Source organism: Streptomyces sp. JB150, assembly GCF_011193355.1.
In the GTDB taxonomy this organism is placed as follows: Bacteria; Actinomycetota; Actinomycetes; order Streptomycetales; family Streptomycetaceae; genus Streptomyces.
Genome location: NZ_CP049780.1, coordinates 6,178,787 through 6,203,122, shown reverse-complemented (window position 1 = coordinate 6,203,122; position 24,336 = coordinate 6,178,787). Strand labels below are relative to the sequence as shown.

General features: G+C 71.2%; 26 protein-coding genes. 16 read left to right on the top strand and 10 right to left on the bottom strand.

The features are described from left to right. The first annotated feature begins 6 nt into the window (after nucleotides 1-6). Both G7Z13_RS28320 and G7Z13_RS28315 read left to right on the top strand, forming a co-directional pair. Nucleotides 7-1,278 (top strand): VWA domain-containing protein, encoded by a 1,272-nt coding sequence (locus tag G7Z13_RS28320; RefSeq protein ID WP_166003049.1) that lies wholly within the window; start codon nucleotides 7-9, stop codon nucleotides 1,276-1,278. Then, nucleotides 1,278-2,051, top strand: coding sequence for a hypothetical protein (locus G7Z13_RS28315; protein ID WP_166003048.1), 774 nt, complete (start codon nucleotides 1,278-1,280; stop codon nucleotides 2,049-2,051). The genes G7Z13_RS28320 and G7Z13_RS28315 overlap by 1 nt, the downstream gene beginning before the upstream one ends. Nucleotides 2,052-2,166: 115 nt before the next feature. On the opposite strand, the gene G7Z13_RS28310 is transcribed toward G7Z13_RS28315, so the two are convergent. Then, nucleotides 2,167-2,793 (bottom strand): winged helix-turn-helix transcriptional regulator, encoded by a 627-nt coding sequence (locus tag G7Z13_RS28310; protein ID WP_166003047.1) that lies wholly within the window; start codon nucleotides 2,791-2,793, stop codon nucleotides 2,167-2,169. Nucleotides 2,794-2,875: 82 nt separating this feature from the next. On the opposite strand from G7Z13_RS28310, the gene G7Z13_RS28305 reads away from it, so the two are divergent. Beyond that, entirely contained in the window at nucleotides 2,876-4,084 is a 1,209-nt protein-coding gene (locus tag G7Z13_RS28305; protein WP_166003046.1) for a pyridoxal phosphate-dependent aminotransferase, read from the top strand. A 6-nt stretch (nucleotides 4,085-4,090) separates the two neighbouring features. Here the strand turns inward: G7Z13_RS28305 and G7Z13_RS28300 are convergent, their stop codons facing one another. Then, nucleotides 4,091-4,528 (bottom strand): ATP-binding protein, encoded by a 438-nt coding sequence (locus G7Z13_RS28300; RefSeq protein WP_166003045.1) that lies wholly within the window; start codon nucleotides 4,526-4,528, stop codon nucleotides 4,091-4,093. A gap of 156 nt (nucleotides 4,529-4,684) precedes the next feature. Here G7Z13_RS28300 and G7Z13_RS28295 point away from each other — a divergent pair, with 156 nt between their 5' ends. From G7Z13_RS28295 to G7Z13_RS28265, 7 genes are all read left to right on the top strand, one after another. Next, the gene (locus G7Z13_RS28295) at nucleotides 4,685-5,545 is read left to right on the top strand and encodes a helix-turn-helix transcriptional regulator (RefSeq protein ID WP_166005367.1); all 861 of its coding nucleotides are present in this window, start codon (nucleotides 4,685-4,687) and stop codon (nucleotides 5,543-5,545) included. Further along, entirely contained in the window at nucleotides 5,542-5,751 is a 210-nt protein-coding gene (locus G7Z13_RS28290; RefSeq protein ID WP_166003044.1) for a DUF397 domain-containing protein, read from the top strand. Before G7Z13_RS28295 ends, G7Z13_RS28290 begins: the two co-directional genes overlap by 4 nt. A 4-nt stretch (nucleotides 5,752-5,755) precedes the next feature. Beyond that, nucleotides 5,756-6,355 (top strand): histidine phosphatase family protein, encoded by a 600-nt coding sequence (locus tag G7Z13_RS28285; RefSeq protein WP_166003043.1) that lies wholly within the window; start codon nucleotides 5,756-5,758, stop codon nucleotides 6,353-6,355. Nucleotides 6,356-6,402: 47 nt separating this feature from the next. Then, entirely contained in the window at nucleotides 6,403-7,053 is a 651-nt protein-coding gene (locus G7Z13_RS28280; protein ID WP_166003042.1) for a hypothetical protein, read from the top strand. A gap of 62 nt (nucleotides 7,054-7,115) precedes the next feature. Continuing rightward, nucleotides 7,116-7,538, top strand: a complete 423-nt coding sequence (locus tag G7Z13_RS28275) for an acyl-CoA thioesterase (RefSeq protein WP_166003041.1) — start codon at nucleotides 7,116-7,118, stop codon at nucleotides 7,536-7,538. A 255-nt stretch (nucleotides 7,539-7,793) separates the two neighbouring features. Next, nucleotides 7,794-8,186 (top strand): hypothetical protein, encoded by a 393-nt coding sequence (locus G7Z13_RS28270; RefSeq protein ID WP_166003040.1) that lies wholly within the window; start codon nucleotides 7,794-7,796, stop codon nucleotides 8,184-8,186. Beyond that, nucleotides 8,183-9,604 (top strand): caspase family protein, encoded by a 1,422-nt coding sequence (locus tag G7Z13_RS28265; protein WP_166003039.1) that lies wholly within the window; start codon nucleotides 8,183-8,185, stop codon nucleotides 9,602-9,604. The genes G7Z13_RS28270 and G7Z13_RS28265 overlap by 4 nt, the downstream gene beginning before the upstream one ends. A gap of 833 nt (nucleotides 9,605-10,437) precedes the next feature. Here G7Z13_RS28265 and G7Z13_RS28255 read toward each other — a convergent pair. The 7 genes from G7Z13_RS28255 to G7Z13_RS28225 all read right to left on the bottom strand — a co-directional run bounded on the left by G7Z13_RS28255 (nucleotide 10,438) and on the right by G7Z13_RS28225 (nucleotide 16,467). Next, nucleotides 10,438-11,865, bottom strand: coding sequence for a nucleobase:cation symporter-2 family protein (locus G7Z13_RS28255; protein WP_166005365.1), 1,428 nt, complete (start codon nucleotides 11,863-11,865; stop codon nucleotides 10,438-10,440). A gap of 291 nt (nucleotides 11,866-12,156) precedes the next feature. Beyond that, complete coding sequence (locus tag G7Z13_RS28250) at nucleotides 12,157-13,542, bottom strand: 8-oxoguanine deaminase (RefSeq protein WP_166003038.1); 1,386 nt, start codon at nucleotides 13,540-13,542, stop codon at nucleotides 12,157-12,159. Nucleotides 13,543-13,693: 151 nt separating this feature from the next. Then, nucleotides 13,694-14,617 carry a factor-independent urate hydroxylase gene (gene pucL / locus G7Z13_RS28245; RefSeq protein ID WP_166003037.1) on the bottom strand — a complete coding sequence of 308 codons (924 nt, stop codon included), beginning with the start codon at nucleotides 14,615-14,617 and terminating at the stop codon, nucleotides 13,694-13,696. Between the two features lie 6 nt (nucleotides 14,618-14,623). Beyond that, nucleotides 14,624-15,019 (bottom strand): hydroxyisourate hydrolase, encoded by a 396-nt coding sequence (uraH, locus tag G7Z13_RS28240; RefSeq protein ID WP_166003036.1) that lies wholly within the window; start codon nucleotides 15,017-15,019, stop codon nucleotides 14,624-14,626. Nucleotides 15,020-15,021: 2 nt separating this feature from the next. Continuing rightward, on the bottom strand, nucleotides 15,022-15,534 hold the full coding sequence (uraD, locus tag G7Z13_RS28235; protein WP_166003035.1) for a 2-oxo-4-hydroxy-4-carboxy-5-ureidoimidazoline decarboxylase: 513 nt from the start codon (nucleotides 15,532-15,534) through the stop codon (nucleotides 15,022-15,024). A 316-nt stretch (nucleotides 15,535-15,850) separates the two neighbouring features. After that, nucleotides 15,851-16,219, bottom strand: coding sequence for a helix-turn-helix domain-containing protein (locus G7Z13_RS28230; RefSeq protein ID WP_166003034.1), 369 nt, complete (start codon nucleotides 16,217-16,219; stop codon nucleotides 15,851-15,853). Then, nucleotides 16,216-16,467, bottom strand: coding sequence for a hypothetical protein (locus G7Z13_RS28225; RefSeq protein ID WP_166003033.1), 252 nt, complete (start codon nucleotides 16,465-16,467; stop codon nucleotides 16,216-16,218). The genes G7Z13_RS28230 and G7Z13_RS28225 overlap by 4 nt, the downstream gene beginning before the upstream one ends. Before the next feature lie 264 nt (nucleotides 16,468-16,731). Between G7Z13_RS28225 and G7Z13_RS28220 the strand changes: the two genes are divergently transcribed. From G7Z13_RS28220 to G7Z13_RS28200, 5 genes are all read left to right on the top strand, one after another. Continuing rightward, nucleotides 16,732-17,571, top strand: coding sequence for a TIM barrel protein (locus G7Z13_RS28220; protein ID WP_166003032.1), 840 nt, complete (start codon nucleotides 16,732-16,734; stop codon nucleotides 17,569-17,571). Nucleotides 17,572-17,598: 27 nt separating this feature from the next. Further along, entirely contained in the window at nucleotides 17,599-18,516 is a 918-nt protein-coding gene (locus G7Z13_RS28215) for a 2-hydroxy-3-oxopropionate reductase (RefSeq protein WP_166003031.1), read from the top strand. A 185-nt stretch (nucleotides 18,517-18,701) separates the two neighbouring features. Then, nucleotides 18,702-20,159, top strand: a complete 1,458-nt coding sequence (locus tag G7Z13_RS28210) for a catalase (protein WP_166003030.1) — start codon at nucleotides 18,702-18,704, stop codon at nucleotides 20,157-20,159. Nucleotides 20,160-20,453: 294 nt separating this feature from the next. Next, the gene (locus G7Z13_RS28205) at nucleotides 20,454-20,690 is read left to right on the top strand and encodes a hypothetical protein (RefSeq protein ID WP_166003029.1); all 237 of its coding nucleotides are present in this window, start codon (nucleotides 20,454-20,456) and stop codon (nucleotides 20,688-20,690) included. Between the two features lie 158 nt (nucleotides 20,691-20,848). Then, a complete protein-coding gene (locus tag G7Z13_RS28200) occupies nucleotides 20,849-21,442 on the top strand; it encodes a TIGR04222 domain-containing membrane protein (RefSeq protein WP_166003028.1) in 594 nt (197 codons plus the stop codon). A 178-nt stretch (nucleotides 21,443-21,620) separates the two neighbouring features. On the opposite strand, the gene gcl is transcribed toward G7Z13_RS28200, so the two are convergent. Next, nucleotides 21,621-23,405, bottom strand: coding sequence for a glyoxylate carboligase (gene gcl, locus G7Z13_RS28195; protein ID WP_166003027.1), 1,785 nt, complete (start codon nucleotides 23,403-23,405; stop codon nucleotides 21,621-21,623). A 224-nt stretch (nucleotides 23,406-23,629) separates the two neighbouring features. Between gcl and G7Z13_RS28190 the strand changes: the two genes are divergently transcribed. Continuing rightward, on the top strand, nucleotides 23,630-24,298 hold the full coding sequence (locus G7Z13_RS28190) for a hypothetical protein (protein ID WP_166003026.1): 669 nt from the start codon (nucleotides 23,630-23,632) through the stop codon (nucleotides 24,296-24,298). Nucleotides 24,299-24,336 lie beyond the last annotated feature (38 nt).

Genomic DNA, 24,336 nt, shown 5'->3' with positions numbered 1-24,336 from the left:
CCGTCGATGATCACAAGAAAACGGCTGGCGGCCGGGGTCGGTGCCCTGTTCGCCGCGCTGACGGCCGGGCTGGCGCTGCCGTCCACGGCGCTCGCCGACGAGACCACGGCCGGGCAGCCCAAGGTCAATCTCGTGCTGGACGTGAGCGGTTCGATGCGCGCCCGCGACATCGACGGGCAGTCCCGGATGGCGGCGGCCAAGCAGGCGTTCAACGAGGTGCTGGACGCGACGCCCGAGGACGTCCGGCTCGGCATCCGCACCCTCGGCGCGAACTACCCGGGCGACGACCGCAAGCGGGGCTGCCGGGACACCGCGCAGCTCTACCCGGTCGGCCCGCTGGACCGCGCCGAGGCCAAGGCGGCGGTCGCGACCCTGGTGCCGACGGGCTGGACGCCGATCGGTCCGGCGCTGCTGAAGGCGGCCGACGACCTGGAGGGCGGCACCGGTTCGAAGCGGATCGTGCTGATCAGCGACGGCGAGGACACCTGCGCCCCGCTCGACCCGTGCGAGGTGGCCCGCGAGATAGCGGCCAAGGGCATCGGCCTGACCATCGACACCCTCGGTCTGGTGCCGAACACGAAGATGCGCCGGCAGCTCAGCTGTATCGCGGAGGCGACCGGCGGCACCTACACCTCCGTCGAGCACACCGACGAACTGACCGACCGGGTGAACCAGTTGGTGGACCGCGCGGCGGACCCGGTGGTGACTCCGGTGGTCACCCAGGGTGGCTCGGAGTGCGCCAAGGCGCCGACGCTGGAGTCGGGCCTGTACTCCGACCGCGCGGAGTTCGGCGAGCAGCGCTGGTACCGGGTGGACGTACGGCCCGGCCAGGAGCTGCGCGCCTCGGTGAGCGTGGCCGCGGACCGCGCGGTCGACCCGGACTACGGGGTGCTGCTGCGGGCGGTCACCGTCCAGGGCCGGGAGATCGTGCGCGGCGAGGCGGCGGGCAACGGCCGTACGGACGTGCTGTCGACGGGCCTGCGCTACCCCAAGTCCGAGGCGGACGGGGAGGACGGCGAGGAGGGCGCCGCGGAGGCCGTCTGTCTCCAGCTGACCAGCTCCTTCTCCCCCGCCGCCGGCGTCAAGACCACGCCTGGTCTGCCGGTGGAGCTGACCCTCGACGTGGTGGACGGGCCGGGCGACGCGGACGACGTCGCCGCCTTCGGCCTGGGCCGCGGCTGGTGGCTGCTCGGCGCGCTGATCGTGGCCGGGTTCCTCACCGGTCTGGTGTGGGGCTGGCTGTCGCGCTGGCGGATCGCGGTCTGGAGGACCAACTGATGCGTGTTTTTCTAGTGTTCGCCACCGCCCTGCTCGCCCTCGGCCTGGCCGCGGGCCCGGCGGCGGCCGATTCCGGTGACGCCCCGACCGAGGCGGGCACGTCCTTCCGTACGGCGACGGAGATCGACCAGGGGCGGACCGCGACGGCGGACGCCTCCGCGGGCGACTACCTGTACTGGTCGTTCCCGGCGGACGCCGGACAGCGGCCGACCGTCCGGGCGACCGTGAAGCTGCCGGAGGCGCACGCCGCCGAGACCTGGCAACTCGACGTGTACGACGGTCTGCGCCGCCGCCAGGCCTGCCAGTGGGGCGCGCAGACGCGTACCGCCGCGGCCGGCGCGGGCAGCGTGGAACTGACCTGTGTGCTGCGCACCGTGCGGGCCTGGTCGGAGCCGTGGGCGAACGACCCGCTGCCGGGCACGTACTACGTCCGGCTCACCGCCGTCGGCCTGCCCACCGGTGACCTGGGCCTGCCGGTGGGCGCCGAGGTGCGGGTGGACGCGAAGGACATGGGCGGCGCGGTGGCGGTGGACGGCCGGCTGGGCGAGCCGCTGGTGCCGGGCAGCGCGACGGCAGCACCGGCCGCGCGGTCGGAGGATGCGACCCCGGTGCTGTCGGGCATCGAGCCGGAGGACGGCTGGGCGTCCGGCTGGTGGTCCGACCGCTGGGTGTGGACGGCGGCCGGCGGCCTGCTGGCCGCGCTCGCGGGGATCGGCGGCTACGCGCTCACCCGCGGCTCGGGGCGGCCGCCGGGGGTGCCGCCGAACGTGTGAGGTCCGTTCGGTGAGGCCGGCTCCGTGAGGCCGGCTCCGTGAGACCTGTCGAGTGAGGCCCGCGTCCCCGTGACGCGGGCCTTTCCCGTGCGCGCGGCTCTCCCGCGCGCAGCCCTCACGCGCGCAGCGCCTTGGCGACCGTGCCGTCGCCGGTGACGGTGACCCGCCCGTCGCGCACCGCGTCGCGCAGGGTGAGTTCGCCGCGCCCGAGGGCCGTACAGGTGGCGACGTCCATGGCCAGGCGGGCGTCCGGTTCGCCGGGGGCGGGCCCGTCGCCGTAGACCGGGCCGTCCCCGGCGCCGGCGTGCAGATGGAACTCCCCCTCGTCGAGGCGTACTTCGACGACGCCCGTCTCCCCCTCCAGGGCGCGCAGCAGCGGCAGCGCGAACCAGTGGGCGCGCACCGCGTCGGTGGGCCGCCGCTCGCCCAGCTCCGCCTGGCCCCAGGTGCCGAGGGCCTGGAGCACCGGCAGCAACTGCCGTCCGCGCGACGTGAGTTCGTAGACGTAGGCCGCGCCGGGCGGGGGCAGCCGGCGCCTCGCGGTCAGCCCGTCGCGCTCCATGTCCTTCAGCCGCGAGGCGAGGACGTCGGTGCTGACGCCCGGCAGGTCCGCGTGCAGGTCGGTGTAGCGGCGGGGGCCGGCCAGCAGCTCACGGACGATCAGCAGGGTCCAGCGGTCGCCGACGACGTCGAGCGCGCGGGCGGCGGAGCAGTACTGGTCGTAGCTTCGGCGAGGTGGCATGCGACGCAGTCTAGACAAGTTGTTGGACTTTCCAAGCGGCTACTTGGTAAAACCAAGTGACACTGGTTACCTGGAGGGGCGCATGGAGTTCCGGCAGTCGAGCAAGCTGAGCGAGGTCTGTTACGAGATCCGCGGCCCGGTGATCGAGCACGCCGACGCGCTGGAGGAGGCGGGCCACAGCGTGCTGCGCCTGAACACCGGCAATCCGGCCCTCTTCGGTTTCGAGGCGCCGGAGGAGATCATCCAGGACATGATCCGGATGCTGCCGAAGGCGCACGGCTACACCGACTCGCGCGGCGTCCTCTCCGCCCGCCGCGCGGTCGCCCAGCGCTACCAGACGCTCGGCCTGGAGGTCGATGTCGACGACGTGTTCCTCGGCAACGGCGTCTCCGAGCTGGTGTCCATGGCCGTGCAGGCGCTGGTCGAGGACGGCGACGAGATCCTGATCCCCGCCCCCGACTTCCCGCTGTGGACGGCGGTGACGACCCTCGCCGGCGGCAAGGCGGTCCACTACCTGTGCGACGAGCAGGCGGAGTGGTACCCGGACCTCGCCGACATGGAGTCGAAGATCACCGACCGGACGAAGGCGGTCGTGATCATCAACCCGAACAACCCGACCGGGGCGGTCTACCCGAAGGAGATCGTCGAGGGCATCCTCGACCTGGCCCGCCGCCACGGCCTGATGGTCTTCGCCGACGAGATCTACGACCAGATCCTCTACGACGACGCCGTGCACCACTCGGCCGCCGCCCTCGTCCCCGACCTGGTCGTCCTCACCTTCTGCGGCCTGTCCAAGACCTACCGGGTGGCGGGCTTCCGCTCCGGCTGGCTGGTGGTGACCGGCCCCAAGCAGCACGCGCGCGACTACCTGGAGGGCCTGACCACGCTGGCCTCCATGCGGCTGTGCGCCAACGCCCCCGCGCAGTACGCCATCCAGGCCGCGCTCGGCGGCCGGCAGTCCATCGCCGACCTCACCGCCCCCGGCGGCCGGCTGCGCGAACAGCGCGACATCGCCTGGGAGAAGCTGAACGAGATCCCCGGCGTGTCGTGCGTGAAGCCGAAGGGCGCGCTGTACGCGTTCGCGCGCCTCGACCCCAAGGTGCACCGCATCCACGACGACGAGAAGTTCGTCCTCGACCTGCTGCTGCGGGAGAAGATCCAGGTCGTCCAGGGCACCGGCTTCAACTGGCCCGCCCCCGACCACTTCCGCATCCTCACCCTGCCCCACGCGGACGTGCTGGAGACGGCGATCGGGCGGATCGGGCGGTTCCTCAGCGGGTACCGGCAGTAGCCCGCGTCAGCCGAGGGCGAGTTCGCACCAGACGGTCTTGGTGTAAGGGTCACCCCACGTCGTGCCCCAGTGGGTGGCCAGCGCCTCGACAAGGAGCAGGCCACGACCGGACTCGGTGTCCGGCGAGGGGGGTTCGAGGGTTCCCGGGGTGGGCGGACGGCGGTCGACGCGGGCGTCCGTCACCTCGATACGGAGTGCCGGGTCCGCCGGGTAGAGCGTGAGGCGCAGGCGGAAGTCGCGTCCGTTCACCCTGCCGTGCAGCACCGCGTTCGCGGCGAGTTCGGCGACCAGCAGTGCCGCCGTGCGGTTCGCGTCACTGTCGTACGGCCACCCCCAGGCGTCGAGTTGCTGTGCCGTGAGGCGCCGGGCGAGGCGCGCGCCTCGGCGGGTGGCCGACAGACGGAGGGTGAAGTGGCTCGCGGGGGTGACGATATCGACGTTCATGTCACTCAGCGTGGTCGCGTGACCCTACGCTGAACAGCGTCATCGGCGGTACGCAGAGTCACTGTCCGGTCGCCGTCCGGCACGGTCCGGGCCGTGACGCGTGACGGTGGCAGCCGGTGGGACGTTGGGTACGGGCGGCACGTGGAGGTGTCGGGCATGGGCGTGACGGGGCAGGGACAGCAGTTCACCGACGGTACGGAGCCCTACGGCGGGGACGACGAGTCCGCGGCGGTGCTGCGGACGGTCGGCAAGGTCATCAAGATGTGCCGCGAACGGGCGGGGATGACCCAGGCCGAGCTGGGCACGGCGATCGGTTACAGCGAGGAGCAGGTGTCGTCCGTGGAGCGGGGACGGCGCGCACCGAAGGCGCCGTTCCTGGAAGCGGCGGATCAGGTGCTCCGGGCGGAGGGGATGATCGCCGGGCTGAAGAGGGATGTGGAGGAGGCTCGGTATCCCAAGAAGGTACGGGACCTGGCCAAGCTGGAGGCGGAGGCCGTGGAGATCTGCGCCTATGACAACTGCGTGGTCAACGGGCTCTTTCAGACGCCGGAGTACGCCAGGGCGCTCTTCGGGATGCGCCGACCGCTGTACACCGAGGAAGAGCTGGAACAGCTCATCGCTGCGAGGCTGGCACGACAGAAGATCCTCGACCAGCAGCCCACTCCCATCTTCAGCTTCGTCCAGGAGGAGGTGGCCCTGCGCCGTCCTGTTGGGGGCAGAATGGTCCTACGCAAGCAGCTCGAACGCTTGTTGGAGATCGGTCAGCGGCGGAATGTGGAGATCCAGGTAATGCCCACTGACCGCGAGGACCACGCCGGTCTCGCCGGGTCGTTCCACCTGCTGCGGCTCGTGAAGGGAGACACGGTGGCACACAACGAGGTTCAACTCGTCAGCCGCCTCATCTCCCATCCCAAGCAGATCCAGGTCCTTGAAATCCGCTATGGGATCATCCGAGCCCAGGCGCTCACGCCCCGTGAGTCCCTGGCCTTCATCGAGAAAGTGCTGGGAGAGACATGATGACCAAGCCCTCAGCCGGAAGCGGTTCCGAGCTGGAGTGGTTCAAGAGCAGCTACAGCACCAACGATGGCCCCGCCTGCGTGGAGGTCGCCTCCACCCCTGGCACCGCACACGTACGCGACTCCAAGAACAAGCAAGGACCCCAGCTCGCCTTCGGCGTGGAACAGTGGGCCGCCTTCATCGACGCGCTGCGGCCCGTAACCTGACCGCATGGGTGATCTTTTGCTGGTGCGGCACGGAGAGACCGAGTGGTCGCGGTCCGGGCGGCACACCGGGCTGACGGACGTTCCGCTGACCGAGCGCGGGCGGGAGGATGCGCGGCGGCTCCTCCCGCTGATCCGGTCGTACAAGGTCGCGACCGCGTTCGTCAGCCCGCTCGGGCGGGCGCGGGAGACGGCCGAACTCATCGGGTTGCCCGACGCGCGCGTGGACGAGGATCTGCGGGAGTGGGACTACGGCGGCTACGAGGGCATCACCACCGTCGACATCCAGCGGGAGCGGCCCGGCTGGTTCCTGTTCCGGGACGGGGTCGCGCCGGGTCCGCCGGAGCACCCCGGAGAGACGCCCGAGCAGGTCGGGGAGCGGGCCGACCGGGTGCTCGCCAAGGTGGACGCGGCGCTCGCGGACACCGAGGGGTGCGTGGCGCTGGTCGCGCACGGGCACTTCCTGCGGGTGCTGACCGCGCGGCGGCTCGGGCTGCCCCCGGCGGACGGGGCGCTGTTCCAGCTGGCGACGGGGACGCTGTCGCGGCTGGGCACCGAGCACGGGCGGCCGGTGATCGCGGGCTGGAATGTCAGACCCGCGTCGTAGCCTTCGAAGCGGTGGGGACGTCCCCCAGCGCCGGGAAGGAGCACGCCGTGACCCGACCGCCGACCGCCGCCCTGCGGCGTGTGATCGACTCCGCCGATCCCGTCACCGGGCGGCTGCGCGGCGGTACGCAGGCGCAGCTCGCCGCGCTGGTCAAGCGCGGGCTCGCGTTCCGGCACCCCCGCCCGCCGCACGACCACTTCCTGACCCCGGCCGGCCACCGGCTGCGTGAGGGCGAACCCTCGCCCCCTCCGGCGCCCCCGCCGGGCGGGCCGGCGGCCGAGCCGGCCGGGCGCGCCGGGGTGTTCGCCGCCCGCATCGGCGGCGAGGAGGACGCGCCGTCGGACGGCCCGGCCCGCCTGCGCGAGGTGCACAGCGCCTGGCAGGGGCTGCTGGAGCTGCGCCGGATGACCAACCCCGACGGTGCCGTGGACCGGCCCTGCGGGTGGGAGCGCGGCCATCTGGTGCAGGCCGCCGCGCTCGCCCTGGAGGCCGCCGGGCACCGGCCCGAGGGCCCGGACACGGCGGGGTACCGGGTGCGGGCCACCCCGCAGCCGGACGCCGTCGCCGTGCACGGGCCGGACGCGGGGACGCTGGACGCCTGCGCGGCCACGCTGGAGCGGGCCGGCTGGCACGCCGGCGCGCACACCGACCCCCGGACCCGCGCCCGCTACCTGCTGGCCTCACCCCGGCGCGTGTAGCACCCCGCGGACCCCGTGTCAGGATCGGGACACCCACAACCGTGCCAGGAGATGAGAACGTCATGACCGAGCCGTTTTCCGTTCCGGTGACCGTCCGCGGATACGAGGCGGACACCCAGGGTCATCTGAACCAGGCCGTGTACCTCAACTACGCGGAGCACGCCCGCTGGTCGCTGCTCCAGGCGGCCGGCATCCGCCAGGCCGACCTCCTGGCCAAGGGGGTGGGCCCCGTGGCCCTGGAGACGACCATCCGCTACCGGCGGGAGCTGCTCGCGGGCGACGAGGTCCGCGTGACCTGCGAGTTCGAGTGGGGCGAGGGCAAGACCTTCCGCATCCGCCAGCACATCCTCAAGACCGACGGCACCCTCGCGGCCGAGATCGAGGCGGTCGGCGGCCTGCTGGACCTGACGACCCGCCGCATGGTCCCCGACCCCCGGGAGCGCTTCAAGGAACTGGCCGCGGACCCGGCCCTGTTCGGGCTGTGAGTTCGCGTGCTTCGGGATTCTTGCTGCTCGGGATCGTCTTCGGTGCTCGCCACAGGGCGCTCCTGGAGAACCGATCAGCCCCCTAGCCTCAGCTGACCTGGCCTCATCTGTCCGCAGCGGACCAGATCGATTGAGATGCGCAGGTCAATACCACCGTTTGCGTACAGTGCATGGGGAGCGTCAAGCGTGACGGTTGCGGGTGAATATGACCAGGGGGACACCCGCAACTGCGCACTGGCTGGTAGGAAGACGGACATGCAAGTGACTGATCACGCATCCTCGCGCGAACTGACGTTATGGGCATCCGGCTCGGCCAGCGACGACGATCTGCGTGCGCTGCACGCGTGGCTTGCCCACGAGGACCAACTGCGCGGGCGGGTGGAGCTGCGTGCTCACCCTCCGGCCGAAGGCGACATGGGCAGCGCGGTAGAGCTCCTTGCCGTGGCGCTTGGCTCCGGTGGGGCGTGTGCTGTCCTCGCACAGTCCGTGTGCACCTGGCTGAGCCAGCGCCAGTCCGACATCACCGTCACCGTCAAGGCGGCCGACGGCCGGGAGGTCACCATCGATGTTCGGCGGGCCGAGGACCCGATGGCCGTGGTACGCGAAGTGGAACGCCTCATTGGCTCCACAGGGGGCGGTGATCGGTGAGTGCCGCATGGATTCCGGACGGCACCCGGAGCAGGATCCTCCTCATCGGCACAGCCGGTTATCGCCACCGCAACCTGCGCCCGATCCCCGCTGTCCACAACAACCTTCTGGATCTGCGGAACACCTTCACGGACCCGGACCACGGCATTCTGGCCGGACAGCCAGAGCATTGCACTGTCCTGGGAGCTGACGGCGCGGCCGTCGACCAGGAGACCATCGGCAAGGCACTGTCCACAGCGAGCGACCAGGCCGAGGACCTGCTGCTGGTCTACTACGCCGGCCATGGGCTCCTCGACGACGACGGCCTTCTCTACCTGACGCTCAAGCACACGGACCCGAAGCAGCTCGAGTTCACCGCCGTGGACCTGAATCTCCTCAAGCGTCGGCTCGCCAGAGCAAAGGCACGCGCCCGGGTACTGATCCTCGACTGCTGCTTCTCCGGGCGGGCGATCGAAGCCATGGGCCCCTTGCCCAGCCTGGTCTCCGGCCAGCTTCCCGCCAGCGGCACCTACACCCTCACGTCAACGAGCGCGACCAGACCCTCGCACGCGCCGCCGAAGGATCGCAATACGGCTTTCACCGGGGCCCTGCTGGGGGCGCTTGGTGAACCAGAGCCGCTGCGCCTGGACGAGATCTACCAGCACGTGAAACACCAGCTGGACGATCGCGGCCTCACGGCTCCGCGATGCCGGGCCGTCGGCGACACCGGACGAATAGCTCTGGCACGAGGCGCCGTCCCCGTGCCGCCACTCCAGACACGCCCGCCTCGGCATCGGCGACCGGCAACGTTGCTGTGGGTGTCGGGAGCGGTAGGCACTGCCGTGACAGCGGCAGCCATCGGGATCCCGATGGCTCAACAAGCGGCGGACGAAGCGCGCGGAAAGGAGTCGACCCCGACCACCAGACCGACACCAAGCACTACCGCACCCACCCCCACGGTGCCCGGTACGAGCACGCCCACTTCTCGCCAGCGTTCTCCCGGCGGTTCATCGGCCTCCGACTCCCAGCAGCTCGAAGTCGCCGTACGCAGGACGAAGCACACCGCCGACGGCACCGTCACGATCGGCGTGACCAGCGCGGTCGGGCAGATCAACGACGCCGGCGGCACCACCATCTTCGGCAACGGGGGTGAAACGGGTGGCGGTGGCTCCGTGACCGCCGACGGGGCTCCCGGGAGCAGCACCGTCGGATTCGCCGACTTCTACGTCGAAACCCCCGTGCGGACCTGCAAGGCTCGGGGAGTGGCCATCGGCGAGTCCACGGTTGTGGCCGAGTCCTCGGGCGCGTCCGGCAAGTGGGCCAGGATCACGGTCGTGGCGGTGGAGAACGCCGTCTCCGACCCCGGCAACACCGCCGTGACCTTCCAGGTGACCCGAGGGAAAGGCGCTGTTCCCAAAGACACCGCCACTTGCGCGTGAAGGTCAACGGCTTACTTCGGGAGCGCGAGTTGGCGTCCGGCACAGGGCGGCGCAGCACCATGATCGCCCGCCATTACCCGCACTTCGGTATCCACTGCCTCCTGCCGCGGTATCGCAGGCTCGGCCGACTCCTGCCCGACACCTCCGTCAGGTCCATAAGCGCCAGCGGGAGAATGAGCAGCGCCGCCCCACCCAATGAGCAGCGGCAAGACGACTGCCACAGGTGTCGGGATTCCTGACCTGCGATACTGCTGCGTCATGGCGGCACGACGCGGCAAACCCAGTCTGTACATCTCGGTCGACATCGAGGCCGACGGGCCCATTCCGGGGCCGTACTCCCTGCTGAGCCTGGGCGCGGCCGTCGCCGGGGTGCAGGGGGACGACGGGTTCGTGCCGACCGTCCCCGAGCGGCGGACGTTCTACCGGGAACTGCGACCGATCAGCGAGGAGTTCGTGCCGGAGGCGCTGGCGGTGAGCGGACTGGACCGTGAGCGGCTGCGGCGGGAAGGACTCGATCCGGCGCTCGCGCTCGCCCAGTTCGGCCGCTGGGTGCGCGAGGTGAGCGCCGACGCGGGTGCCCAGCCGGTGATGTGCGGCTATCCGGCGTCGTACGACTGGACGTTCCTGTACTGGTATCTGATCCGATTCACCGGGGACAGCCCCTTCGGGCACTCCGGCTGCCTGGACATGAAGACGCTGTACGCCACGAAGGCCGGAGTGCCGCTGCGGGCGGTCGCCAAGCGCGCGATGCCGGCGGAACTGCTGCCACGGCGCCGTCACACCCATCACGCGCTGGACGACGCCGTGGAGCAGGCGGGAGCTGTTCGCCAACCTCATGGAGTGGCCGGGGCCCGGGTCGTCGCCCCGGTGATCTCCTCTCCGGCTTCCATGGGGTGGGTGACGTCCTGGGCGTCGCCGCCCTTGCCGAGGTGGTTGAAGACGAAGTTCAGCAGGACGGCGGCGACGCAGCCGGTGGAGATGCCGGAGTCCAGGACGATCTTCGCGGTCTCCGGGAAGGCGTGGTAGAACTCCGGCGCGGTGATCGGGATGATGCCGACGGCCAGCGAGACGGCGACGATCAGCACGTTGTTGTCCTTCTCCAGGCTCGCCCTCACCAGCGTCTGGATGCCGCTCGCGGCGACCGAGCCGAACAGGACGATGCCCGCGCCGCCGAGGACCGGGCGGGGCACGACGGCGATGAGCGAGGCGGCGACCGGGCACAGGCCCATCAGCACCAGGAAGCCGCCGCCGGCCGCGACCACGAAGCGGCTGCGGATCCTCGTCATCGCGACCAGGCCGATGTTCTGCGCGAAGGCGCTGCACATGAAGCCGTTGAACAGCGGGCTGATCGCGGAGCCGAGGGTGTCGGCGCGCAGACCGGCGGCGATGGTCTTCTCGTCGGCCGGGCGGCCGACGATCTCACCGAGGGCGAGCATGTCGGCGGTCGACTCGGTCATCGACACCACCATCACCACGCACAGCGAGAGGATCGCGGCGAGCTGGAACTGCGGGGCGCCGAAGTGGAACGGCGTCGGGAAGCCGACGATGTCCGCCTCCGCGACCGGGCTGAAGTCGGTCACGCCGAGCGGGATCGCGATCAGCGTGCCGATCACCAGGCCGAGCAGCACCGCGATCTGCTTGACGAAGCCGCGGGTGAAGCGGCGCAGCAGCAGCACGATCAGCAGGGTCGCGGCGGCCAGCCCCAGGTTGGTGCCGGAGCCGAAGTCGTCGGCGGTGGGGCTGGAACCCTGCGCCCAGCCGAAGGCGACCGGGAGCAGCGAGATGCCGATCAGGGTGATGACGGTGCCGGTGACGACCGGCGGGAAGAAGCGGACCGCCTTGCTGAAGAAGGGCGAGGCGAGGAAGCCGAGCAGACCGGCGACGATGACCGCGCCGAAGATGATCGGCAGCGCGTCGTTCTTGTCCTCCGTGGACGCGACGATCGCGGTCATGGGGGCGACACCGGCGAAGGTGACGCCGTTGACGAAGGGCAGGCGGGCACCGATCTTCCAGATGCCCAGGGTCTGCAGGAAGGTCGCGAGGCCGGCGGTGAACAGACACGCGCCGGTCAGGAACGTCAGTTCCGTGCCGGACAGGCCGATGGCCGCGCCGACGATCAGGGGCGGGGCGACGACGCCCGCGTACATGGCGGCCACGTGCTGGAGGCCGGTCGTCGCCATCTTCAGGGGCGGCAGTTTCTCGTCCACGGGATGGACGGCGGGGCGGTCGCCGGGGTCGTCGGCGCGCCCTTGGTCGGACATGGGCGGTACGGCATCGGGCTGAGCGGCCACGGCGGCTCCTCCGGTCGCGTTGCACGTCGTGCGACGTGGGTTTCAGGGAGGTGGTGCGGGTGTGGTCGTGCGGGACCGTTGGGGGGGTGGCGCTGGGGACGGGGTGCGGTGCTCGTGAGCGGTGCCTCGGTGGTGTCCGGCCGTTCCGGGGCGCGCGTCGGCGCGCGCCCCGGAGACGGCTGCCGTGGATCCCGCTCGGATCCACGGGTCCGGCCGGGAGCCGTCCCTCCCTGCCGGAGTCCTGGGTGCCGGTCGAACCGGTCAGCCTCGCGCGGCGATCCGCGCCAGGCGCTGGGCCTCCTCACGCGTGGACCGGGCGACGGCGTCCTCGTCGACGGCGACCAGCCGGCCGTGGTCGACGATCTGCCGGCCGTTCACGAAGGAGGCGGTCACCGGGGCGGCCGCGCCGAGGACGAGCGCGGTCACCGGGTCGGCGATGGAGGCGTGGGCGAGGGTGTCCATCCGCCACAGCACCACGTCGGCGAGCTTGCCCGGCTCCAGCGAGCCGATCTGCCCGGCCCGGCCGAGGACCTGTGCGCCGCCGTAGGTGCCCAGCCGCAGCGCCTGACGGGCGGTCAGGGCCGCCTCGCGGTGCGGGCCGAGGCGGTTGACCAGCAGCGCGTTGCGCAGCTCGGTGTGGAGTTCACCGGACTCGTTGGACGCGGTGCCGTCGACGCCGAGGCCGACCGGGACGCCCGCCCTCAGCAGGTCGGGGACGCGGGCGATGCCGGCCGCGAGACGCGCGTTGGACGACGGGCAGTGGGCGACACCGGTCCCGGTGCGGGCGAAGGCGGCGATGTCGGCGTCGGTCATGTGGACGCAGTGCGCCATCCACACGTCCTCGCCCAGCCAGCCCGTGGACTCGAAGTAGTCCGTCGGTCCCATGCCGAACAGCTCGTGGCAGAACCTCTCCTCCTCCACCGTCTCCGACCCGTGGGTGTGCAGGCGCACCCCGAGGCGGCGGGCCAGCTCGGCGCCCTGGCGCATCAGTTCGGTGGAGACGGAGAACGGCGAGCAGGGGGCGACGGCCACCTGGGTCATGGCGTCGAAGGAGGCGTCGTGGTGCTCCCTGACGGTCTGTTCGGTGGCGGCGAGCGCGTCCTCCAGCGTCTCGACGGCGAAGTCCGGGGGCAGCCCGCCGTCCTTCTCGCCGCGGTCCATCGACCCGCGGGCCAGGGTGAAGCGGACACCCGTCTCGGCGGCGGCCCGGATGACCGCGCCGGACAGGTCGCCCGCGCCCCTCGGGTACACGTAGTGGTGGTCCATGGCGGTGGTGACACCGCCGCGGGCCATCATGGCGAGCGATCCCTGGGCGGCGGCGTAGGTCATCCGCTCGTCGATCCGCGCCCAGACCGGGTACAGCGCGACCAGCCAGTCGAACAGGTTGTGGTCGGTGGCCAGGCCCCGGGTGATCCACTGGTAGCAGTGGTGGTGGGTGTTGACCAGACCGGGCGTGGCCAGATGGCCGCTCGCGTCGATCCGGCGCACCACGTTCTCCAGCCCCTCGGGGGCCCTGCCCGCGCCGACCGACTCGATCCGGTTGCCGGCGAGGACGAGGTGTCCGCAGGCGTACTCCGTGTCGTCCGCGTCCACGGTGGCGACCGCGCAGTTCTCGATGACGACGCGCTGGGCTGCCGATGGCGCCATGGTGCTTCCTTGTCTGTCGGTGGCGGCCCGTGAACGGTGGGGTGATCACGGGGTGGGTACGGCAGGACCCCAGGAGGACGCGAGTGCCGGGGTGACCCCGGTGGGGCGGGCCCCCGGTCCGGGCGGCGGGACCGGGGGCGCGCGTCCCGCGTCAGAGGTTGGTCATGTCGACCGGGATACGGGCCTCGCAGCCGTCCCGCAGGATGGTGGCCTCGATCAGGCCGTAGGGGCGGTCCGCGGCGAAGTAGACCTCGTTGTCGTTCTTCAGCCCGAACGGCTCCAGGTCCACGAGGAAGTGGTGCTTGTTCGGGAGGGAGAAGCGGACCTCGTCGATCTCGCTGCGGTTGTTGATGATCCGCGCGCCCATCTGGTACAGCGTCTGCTGCAGCGACAGGGAGTAGGTCTCGGCGAAGGCGTGGAGCATGTGCTTCCTGACCTGGTCGTAGGACTTCTCCCAGTTGGGCATCTTCTGCTCGTCGTCGGTCCAGTTGAACCGCCAGCGGCCGGAGACCTGGGTGGCCAGGATGCGGTCGTACGCCTCCTTGAGGGTGGTGTACTTGTCCTTGACGTAGCCCCAGAACTCGGAGTTCGTCGAGTTCATCACGACCAGGTCCTTCAGACCGGAGATGACCTCCCACTTCTCACCGTCGAAGGTGATCTGGGTGAGGCGGGTCTCCTGGCCCTTGCGGACGAAGGAGTGCTTGACCTCGTCGGCGCCGATGAACTTGCTGTTGGCGTCGGAGGTCTCGATGCGCTCCCAGGCGTACTCCTCGATCCGGATCCGCGCCCGGTGGATCGGCTCCTGGCTGGTGACGAAGTGCCGGGCGAGGTGGATGCCGAACTGCTCGGCGGACTCGATGCCGTACTCCTTGGCGAACGCGTACACCGTGTTCTTGGTGGTGTCGGTGGGCAGGCAGTTGGCGTTCGAGCCGGAGTAGTGGACGTCGTCCATGTCGCCGCTGAGGGCCACGGAGACGTTCAGGTCCTTGATGTGGTGGGTGGCGCCGTCCCGCGTGATCTTTACGACTCGGTTCTCGGCCTTGCCGTACTGGTTCTGTCCCAGGATCGTGGGCATTGTCTGCTAGCTCCCTCGGTAAACGGAGTAGCCGAACGGGTTGAGCAGCAGCGGCACGTGGTAGTGCTCGCCCGGCACGACGGCGAACGTGATCGCCACCTCCGGGAAGAACACCGCGGCACCGCTGTCCCGATTCGCGGGGGCGTCCTGCTGCGCATCGGCTTGCTTCTTCTCGAAATACGGTTCGACGGCGAAGTCGAGCCGCACGTGTGTCGTCCCTTCCGGCAGCGCCGGAAGGTCCTTGCACCGGCCGTCCGCGTCGGTCGCCGAGCCGCCGAGCGCCCGCCAGTTCGCCGCTCTCCCCCCGCGGGCGGAGAGGTGGACGGCGATGCCCTCGGCGGGGCGGCCGGCGCTGGTGTCCAGGACGTGGGTGGACACGGAGGCGGTGGTGCTGGTGCTCATGGTCAGGCGTCCTCTTCGACGAGTCGGGCCAGGCGGATACGGTTGATCTTGCCCAGCTCGGTGCGGACGATCTCCCGTTCCCGCTCCGGGGCGTTGCCGATCCGCTCCCTGACCGCGTCGCGCATCTGCTCGCCGGTCCGGCCGGTGGCGCAGATCAGGAAGACATGGCCGAACTTCTCCTGGTAGGCCAGGTTCAGTTCCAGCATCTCCGCCTTGAGGTCGTCGGAGGCGCCGGCCATGCCGCTCTGCTCGCGGGCGGAGGTGGGGTCGCCGGGCTTGGGCCGGCCGATGGGCGGGTGCCCGGCCATCGCCTCCGCCAGGTCCTCGGCGGTCAGGTCGGCCATCGCGGCGTCGCTGGCCGTGTACAGGTCCTCGGCCGAGGCGTAGGGGCGGGCCGCGAGCAGCCGGTTGGCCCATGCCGTGGAGGCACACGCCTCGTGGAGCGCGGCGAAGGCCGCGGCCTCCTCCAGAGCGTTGAACCGGGCCAGGCCCGGCGGCGTGGGAGTGGAAGTCACGGGAGCCTCCGTGGCCGTGTCGGCCTTCGTACGGTTCGTGCGTGCTGAACGGGCTGCGGATAGCTAACGCCCTCCGAAACAGCACGTCAACACTTTGTTGAAAATTCGGAGTAACAAAGAGGAGTGCCGCGGGAGGTGCCCCGAACGGGGAACGCCGCCGCCCCTGATCGGGACGACGGCGTTCGGGATGTCGCCGGGCCGGGGCGGGTTCGCGGGGGCCTCGGTGAGGTCCGCGGGGGCCTCGGTGAGGTCCGCGGGGGCCTCGGTGAGGTCCGCGGGGTCTCCGGTGAGGCTCGCGGGCCTCGGGAGGACGCCGCTAGCCCTGCTTCTCCCGGTTGAGGTAGTTGTAGACGGTGAAGCGGCTGACGCCGAGCGCGCTCGCGACGGTCTCCACGCCGTGCCGGACGGCGAACGCGCCGCGCGCCTCCAGGGTGCGGACGATCTCCTGCTTGGCCTTGCGGTCCAGGTCCGCCAGCGGCCTGCCGCGCTTGCGCTCCATCGCGGCGAGGATGTGATCGAGGGAGTCCGCGAGCTGCGGCAGCCGCACCGCGACCACGTCGGTGCCCTCCCAGGACAGCACGACGTCGTCGGGCCCGGCCTCGTCGGGCGGCATCATCTCGCCGCCCATCGCGTCGACCAGGGGCTTCACGGCCGTGATGAACGGCTCGTCGCCGGACCCGGTCACCGCTCGTCCTCCCCCACCACGTTGACCTGGAGCGAGACCCGGGTGGCGCCCGCCTCCAGGGTCCTGCGCAGCAGGGAGTCCACGGCGGTCAGGACCCGGTCCGCGGCCCCCTCCGCGGTGTTCCCGAACGGCCCGACATCCACCTCGTCCAGCTCGGCCCCCTCGATCACCTCACGCGCCACCACCGCGTGCGCGGGCGCTTCGTCCAGGTCGAAGGGCTCGGTCGTGAATTCCACTCGCAGTCGCACGCGCTCAACCTAACCCGCGGCACGACCGTTCGTGCAGCCCCGGGGGCCACGGACCCAGACGGGACCAAGAGCCGTACCGCTACCCGTCCACCGGTCGTACGGATGACGCGCCGGCGGACGGCAACTCCGCCTCCGGCTCTTGACAGGTCTCCCGGCCGACAGGCAGTCTTCCCCATGTCTTCCATTAAGCAGAAATCGAATTCCGCAATGCGAAAGAGCTAGCGGAACAGTAAGCCGGCAAGCCAGGAAGGGAGCGCGGCCCCGATGGGATTCGCAGACCAGCGCTTCAACGTCAACCTGTCGATCCTCTTCACGGAACTCCCGCTCCTGGAGCGCCCCGCGGCCGCCGCCGCGGCCGGCTTCTCCGCGGTCGAGCTGTGGTGGCCCTGGATCGACTCCCCCACCCCCGCGCAGTCCGAGCTGGACGCGCTGAAGAAGGCCATCGAGGACGCGGGCGTGCGGCTCACCGGCCTCAACTTCTACGCCGGGCAGCTCCCCGGCCCGGACCGCGGCGCCCTGTCGGTGCCCGGTGCGGAGTCGGAGAGGTTCCGCGCCAACGTCGACGTGGCCGCCGGCTTCGCCGCCTCCCTCGGCTGCGAGGCGCTGAACGCGCTCTACGGCAACCGCGTGGAGGGCGTCGACCCGGCCGAGCAGGACGCGCTGGCGCTGGAGAACCTGACGCTCGCCGCCCGCGCCGCCGACCGGATCGGCGCGATCCTGCTGATCGAGGCGCTGAACCAGCCCGAGTCGCCGCTCTACCCGCTGGTGAGCGCCCCGGCCGCGGTGGGGATCGTCGACAAGGTCAACGACGCGACGGGCCTCGGCAACGCCAGGTTCCTCATGGACCTCTACCACCTGTCCATGAACGGCGAGGACCTGCCGTCGGTGATCGAGCGGTACGCCGCGAAGACCGGGCACGTGCAGATCGCCGACAACCCGGGCCGCGGCGCCCCCGGCACCGGCACCCTGCCGCTGGAGGACCTGCTCGACCAGCTGCGGAAGGCCGGTTACGACGGCTGGGTCGGCCTGGAGTACAAGCCCGGCGACCGCCCGAGCGCCGAGGCCTTCGACTGGCTGCCCGCCGAGGCCCGCGCCGCCCGCTGACCCCCTCGCACCGAAAGAGGCACCCTCATGAGCAACAACCTCCCCGCTTCCTCCCAGCCGGCCCGCCCGGCGATCGCCTGGATCGGCCTCGGCATCATGGGCTCCCCCATGTCCGAGAACCTGATCAAGGCGGGCTACAGCGTCACCGGCTACACCCTGGAGCAGGAGAAGCTCGACCGTCTGGCCGCCGCGGGCGGCACCGCCGCCGGTTCGATCGCCGAGGCCGTGCGCGACGCCGACGTGGTCATCACGATGGTCCCCGCCTCCCCGCAGGTCGAGGCCATCGCCTACGGCCCCGACGGCATCCTGGAGAACGCCAAGCCGGGCGCGCTGCTGATCGACATGTCCTCGATCACCCCGCAGACCTCGGTGGACCTGGCGAAGAACGCCGGGGAGAAGGGCATCCGCGTCCTGGACGCCCCCGTCTCCGGCGGCGAGGCCGGCGCCATAGAGGCCGTGCTGTCCATCATGGTCGGCGGCGAGCAGGCCGACTTCGACGAGGCCAGGCCGATCCTCGAGGCGCTCGGCAAGACCATCGTGCTGTGCGGTCCGCACGGCTCCGGCCAGACCGTGAAGGCCGCCAACCAGCTCATCGTCGCGGTGAACATCCAGGCGTGCGCCGAGGCCGTGGTCTTCCTGGAGAAGTCGGGCGTGGACCTCAAGGCCGCGCTGGACGTCCTCAACGGCGGCCTCGCGGGCTCGACCGTGCTGACGCGCAAGAAGGACAACTTCCTGAACCGCGACTTCAAGCCGGGCTTCCGGATCGACCTGCACCACAAGGACATGGGCATCGTCACCGACGCCGCCCGCAACGTCGGCGCCGCGCTGCCGGTCGGCGCCGTGGTCGCCCAGCTGGTCGCCTCGCTGCGCGCCCAGGGCGACGGCGGCCTGGACCACTCGGCCCTGCTGCGGGCCGTCGAGCGCCTGTCGGGCGCCCAGGTCTGACCCACCGGACCCCGTCCGACCCCCAGACCCCGGGCGGCGCCGCCGCTGACACCTGTCCTGTCGCGCCCAGGCGGCGGCGCCGCCCGGAATCTATTTCAACAAACTGTTGACGCTCAGATCGGCCCACTTCTAGGCTCCACAAAGCGGAAACGGGTTTCCGCTGCCCCTCGTACGGAAGGTCCACGATGTCGAAGCGCGTGCTCACCACCGAGTCCGGCGCCCCGGTCGCCGACAACCAGAACTCCGCCTCCGCCGGCGTCGGCGGCCCTCTCCTGATCCAGGACCAGCAGCTGCTGGAGAAGCTGGCGCGCTTCAACCGGGAGCGCATTCCGGAGCGCGTCGTGCACGCCCGCGGTTCCGGCGCCTACGGCTACTTCGAGGTGACCGACGACGTCACCGGCTTCACCCACGCCGACTTCCTGGACACCATCGGCAAGCGCACCGAGGTGTTCGTGCGCTTCTCGACCGTGGCCGACTCGCTGGGCGGCGCCGACGCGGTGCGCGACCCCCGCGGCTTCGCGGTGAAGTTCTACACCGCCGAAGGCAACTACGACCTCGTCGGGAACAACACCCCGGTCTTCTTCATCAAGGACCCGATCAAGTTCCCGGACTTCATCCACTCGCAGAAGCGCGACCCGTTCACCGGCAAGCAGGAGCCGGACAACGTCTGGGACTTCTGGGCCCACTCCCCCGAGGCCACCCACCAGGTCACCTGGCTGATGGGCGACCGCGGCATCCCGGCGTCGTACCGCCACATGAACGGCTACGGCTCGCACACCTACCAGTGGACGAACGAGCGAGGCGAGGCCTTCTTCGTCAAGTACCACTTCAAGACGAACCAGGGCATCCGCTGCCTGTCCACCGAGCAGGCCCAGGAGATCGCGGGCAAGGACCCGAACTCCCACCAGACGGACCTGCTCCAGGCGATCGAGCGCGGGGTGAACCCGTCCTGGACCCTCTACGTGCAGATCATGCCCGCGGCGGAGGCGGCGGACTACCGCTTCAACCCGTTCGACCTGACCAAGGTGTGGCCGCACCGGGACTACCCGCTGCAGCGCGTCGGCCGCCTGGTGCTGGACCGCAACCCGGACAACGTGTTCGCCGAGGTCGAGCAGGCCGCGTTCTCCCCGAACAACTTCGTGCCCGGCATCGGCCCCTCCCCGGACAAGATGCTCCAGGGCCGCCTGTTCGCCTACGCCGACGCCCAGCGCTACCGCCTCGGCGTCAACCACACCCTGCTCCCGGTCAACGCCCCGAAGGCGACCGAGGCGCACAACTACGGCCGCGACGGCTTCATGGCCCTCAACAACCAGGGCCGCCACGCCAAGAACTACGAGCCCAACTCCTACGACGGCCCCGTCGAGACCGGCCGCCCGCTGTCGGCGCCGCTCGCCGTGTCCGGTCACACCGGCACCCACGAGGCCCCGCAGCACACCAAGGACGACGACTTCTTCCAGGCGGGCGAGCTGTACCGCCTGATGAGCGAGGAGGAGAAGTCCCGGCTCGTCGCCAACATCGCCGGCGGCCTGTCCCAGGTCTCCCGCGACGACGTCATCGACAAGAACCTGGCCCACTTCCACGCCGCCGACCCGGAGTACGGCAAGCGCGTGGAGGAGGCGGTCCGCGCCCTGCGCGAGGACTGAGCCACCACGACTCCCTGACCGCGCCCGGCCGCCGGACGGCCCGGATGAGGGGTGGTCGCCCGACCCGGGCGGGCGCGGACAGGGTGCGGACCGCGGCGGCAGTGCGAGCCAGTGCGGTGGTGAAGGACCGCGGCGCTCTTCTCGACCTGAGGGAAGGGCGCTGCCGGTCCGTCGCATCCGCCGCGGTCCCAGCTCCATCCCGGACGGGCGCCGGGTGCGGACGGTCCCGCACCCGGCGCTTTCCCGTGCCCGCTCCGGCGTGCGGATCGCGTCCGCCCGCAGCAGCCTGAAGGCATGGCACACGCATCGCACCACCCGCACGTCGTGGTCCATCCGCCCGCCCTGGACGGCTCCCGCCGGGTCACCGAGGGCGACGAGACGCTGGGCATCGCCACGCACGCCGACGACGTGGGCGAGATCCTGCGGCTGGCCGATCTGTACGTCACCGATGTGGCGGAGAGCGACCTCATCGAATGGCAGGGCGGCGGCCCCGACGAATGGCCGGGGCTGTCGGAGCGCCACGACGGCTGAACAGCCGTACCGCAGCGGTCGTACCGCCGCTACGACACCCTCAAATGAACCTCTGAACCCGTCTCCGGGAGGCGTAACCGTCACCCGGAGGCGGGCACAGTGCTGTCACGGGGCCCGCCGGCACGGGGGCGGCGGGCCCCGGCACGGGGGTGAGAGTGATGAGCGACGGTACGGCGGCCCTGGCACCGCACGAGATCGCGCTGCTGCGCGGCGGCCCGCGCGCCGCCGTCACCGTCGCTCTGGTGGCGCTCCATCTGCGGCGCCTGGCCGAACCCGGCCGGCCCGGCACCGTCCGCGCGGTGCCGCGGGACGCCGCGACCGCCGAACTCACCTCTTCCTTCGAGGACTTGATCTACGGCGCCCTGCTGGACCGCCCGCTGCGCCCGCGGCGGATCGTGCGCCACCCGGACGTACGGCTGGCCGTCGCCCTGGTCCGTGTCCCGCTCGCCGAGGCCGGCCTGCTGCGGTGGCCGTTCCTCGGCCCCACGCGGGCCGCCCGGCGCGAGGTGGCGGCCCTGCGGGCCCGGCACCGGCTGCCGGTACGGCGCCACGGCCTCACCGACCACGACAAGCTGCTGGCCGTCGCCCTGCACGGCGAGGCCGCCCTGAAGGCGCTCGTGCCGCGGTTCGCCTACCGGACGGGGCTGCTGCCCCGGGTCGAGGTGACGGACGTACGCGGCACCGGTCCTTCCTGGGGCTACGGCGGCGCGGCGTCCTTCTGCGGCGGCGGGGACGGCGGCGGCTCCGACTGACCGGGCGCGGGCCGGCGGGGGGGTGTGCAGGGCGTGCGGGCATGCCGGGCGTGCCGGGCGTGTTGGGGGGGCCGGGCGTGTGAGGGGGGCGGGCGTGTGTGGGGGGCGGACACGCCGAAGGGCGGCCCACCCCCCGGATGAGCCGCCCTTGCCGCGTGGGTCCTGTGCCGCGCGGGTCCTACACCTTCAGCGTCTGGATCGACGTCGGGGCGTGCCCCGGTTCGGTCGCGATCTCCTCGAACTCGGTGACGTTGCCGATGTCGTTGGTCGTGGACATCGAGATGTTGGTGACCCGCTCCAGGATCGCCTCGACGACGACCGGCACCCGGTACTCGGCGGCCAGCTTCTTCGCCTGCTCCAGGGCGGCGCCGAGTTCGTTGGGGTCGGTCACCCGGATCGCCTTGCAGCCCAGGCCCTCGGCGACCTTGACGTGGTCGACGCCGTACACGCCCAGCTCGGGCGAGTTGATGTTCTCGAACTCCAGCTTGACCTGGAAGTCGATGTCGAACGCCCGCTGCGCCTGACGGATCAGGCCGAGGTACGAGTTGTTGACCAGGACGTGGACGTACGGGATCTTGTGCTGCGCGCCGACCGCCAGTTCCTCGATCATGAACTGGAAGTCGTAGTCGCCGGAGAGGGCGACGACCTGGGCCTGCGGGTCGGCCTTGGCGACGCCGAGCGCGGCCGGGACGGTCCAGCCGAGCGGGCCGGCCTGGCCGCAGTTGATCCAGTGGCGGGGCCGGTAGACGTGCAGCATCTGCGCGCCGGCGATCTGCGAGAGGCCGATGGTGGAGACGTACCGGGTCTCCGGGCCGAAGGCCTTGTTCATCTCCTCGTAGACGCGCTGCGGCTTGATCGGGATGTCGTCGAAGTGGGTGCGGCGCAGCAGGGTCGCCTTCTTCTCCTGCGCCGAGGCGGCCCAGGCGGAGCGGTCGGGGAGCTTGCCCTCGGCCTTCAGCTCCCTGGCGACCTCGACGAACAGTTCCAGGGCGGCCTTCGCGTCGGAGGCGATGCCGTAGTCCGGGGCGAAGATCTTGCCGATCTGGGTGGGCTCGACGTCGACGTGCACGAACGTGCGGCCGGCGGTGTAGACGTCCAGCCTGCCGGTGTGGCGGTTGGCCCAGCGGTTGCCGATGCCGAGGACGAAGTCGGACTCCAGGAAGGTCGCGTTGCCGTAGCGGTGCGAGGTCTGCAGGCCCACCATGCCGGCGTTCAGCTCGTGGTCGTCGGGGAGGACGCCCCAGCCCATCAGGGTGGGCACGACCGGGGTGCCGGTCAGTTCGGCGAACTCGACCAGCAGGTCGGCCGCGTCGGCGTTGATGACACCGCCGCCGGCGACGATCAGCGGGCGCTCGGCGGCGTTGAGCATGCCGATCGCCTTCTCGATCTGGGCGCGGGACGCGGCGGGCTTGTACACCGGCAGCGGCTCGTAGGTGTCGACGTCGAACTCGATCTCGGTGAGCTGGACGTCGATCGGCAGGTCGATGAGGACCGGGCCGGGGCGGCCGGAGCGCATCAGGTGGAAGGCCTGCTGGAAGACGCCGGGGACCTGCGCGGCCTCCAGGACGGTCACCGCCATCTTGGTGACCGGCTTGGCGATCGAGGCGATGTCGACGGCCTGGAAGTCCTCCTTGTGGATCACCGCGGTCGGGGCCTGGCCGGTGATGCACAGGATCGGGACGGAGTCACCGGTCGCCGAGTACAGACCGGTGATCATGTCGGTGCCGGCCGGGCCCGACGTGCCGATGCAGACACCGATGTTGCCGGGGTGCGTACGGGTGTAGCCCTCCGCCATGTGGGAGGCGCCCTCGACATGGCGGGCGAGGGTGTGCGTGATGCCACCGGAGGCCTTGAGTGCCGCGTAGAAGGGGTTGATCGCCGCGCCGGGCACACCGAACGCGTCGGTGACACCCTCGCGCTTGAGGATCTCGACTGCCGCGCGGGCAGCGGTCATACGAGCCATGGGAACTCCTGCTTCGGCTGTCGGATACGCACTCCCGTCGCGCCCCCGCGGTGAGCACCTTCCGGATGTCCGGTCGCTGTGTTTCGCGTTTCCGCGCTCCACATCTTCCGTATTACGGAAACTAACTTCTACTATCTGGAAGCAATGTAGGGGGGTGGGCGAAAACCGTCAAGAGACGTCCCGACCGACGGACAGGCGGGGGCCCGCCGGAGCACGATGGGGGCATGTCCGAAAGCGTGTCGGTGCGCTGCCCGGTCTGCCGGCGCGCCCATCTGTTCGCCGCGCAGTGCTATCCGTGCGCGTGCGGGGCGCCCGTCGCGCCCCCGCTCGATCCGGGCGCCGCGGCCGCGCCCGTCACCCAGCGCTCCTGGGACGAGGAGTGGGTGACCGTGCGCTGCGCCGTCTGCGACCGCCCCGCCCAGTGGCCGCGTCCCGAGCTGGGCTGCCCCTGCGGCACGGTGCTGCGCATACCGGTGGCGGGCGTCGACGACGCCGCGCCCGCGTCGCCCGCGGAGCCGGCGCGCCCCGCCTTCCAGCCGGTCACCATCCGCACCGCCCGCGACGCGGTCACCGCCGCCGCCCTGTATCTGCGCTGGCTCGGGCACCGGGACGTGCGCCGCGCGGAGCTGCGCGCGCCGTCCGGTGTCGCGCTCGCCGCGTCCGGCCTGCTGGCCCAGGTGGACCCCACGGTGCGCCCGGCGGAGCCCCGGGACGTGGAGTGCCTGTGGCTGGCCGCGATGACGGAGTCGGCGGCCTGCGTCTACTTCACCCTCGCCGGCTACACCGACGAGGCCCGCGCCCGCGCCGACTGCTTGGGGGTGCCGCTGTTCGTGCTCGATCTGACGGGCACCCCGCAGCCGGTCAACGACCACGCCGACGCGCTCACCGCCTGAAGCCCCTGGCTCGCGGGAGCGAGCGCACACACGACGGC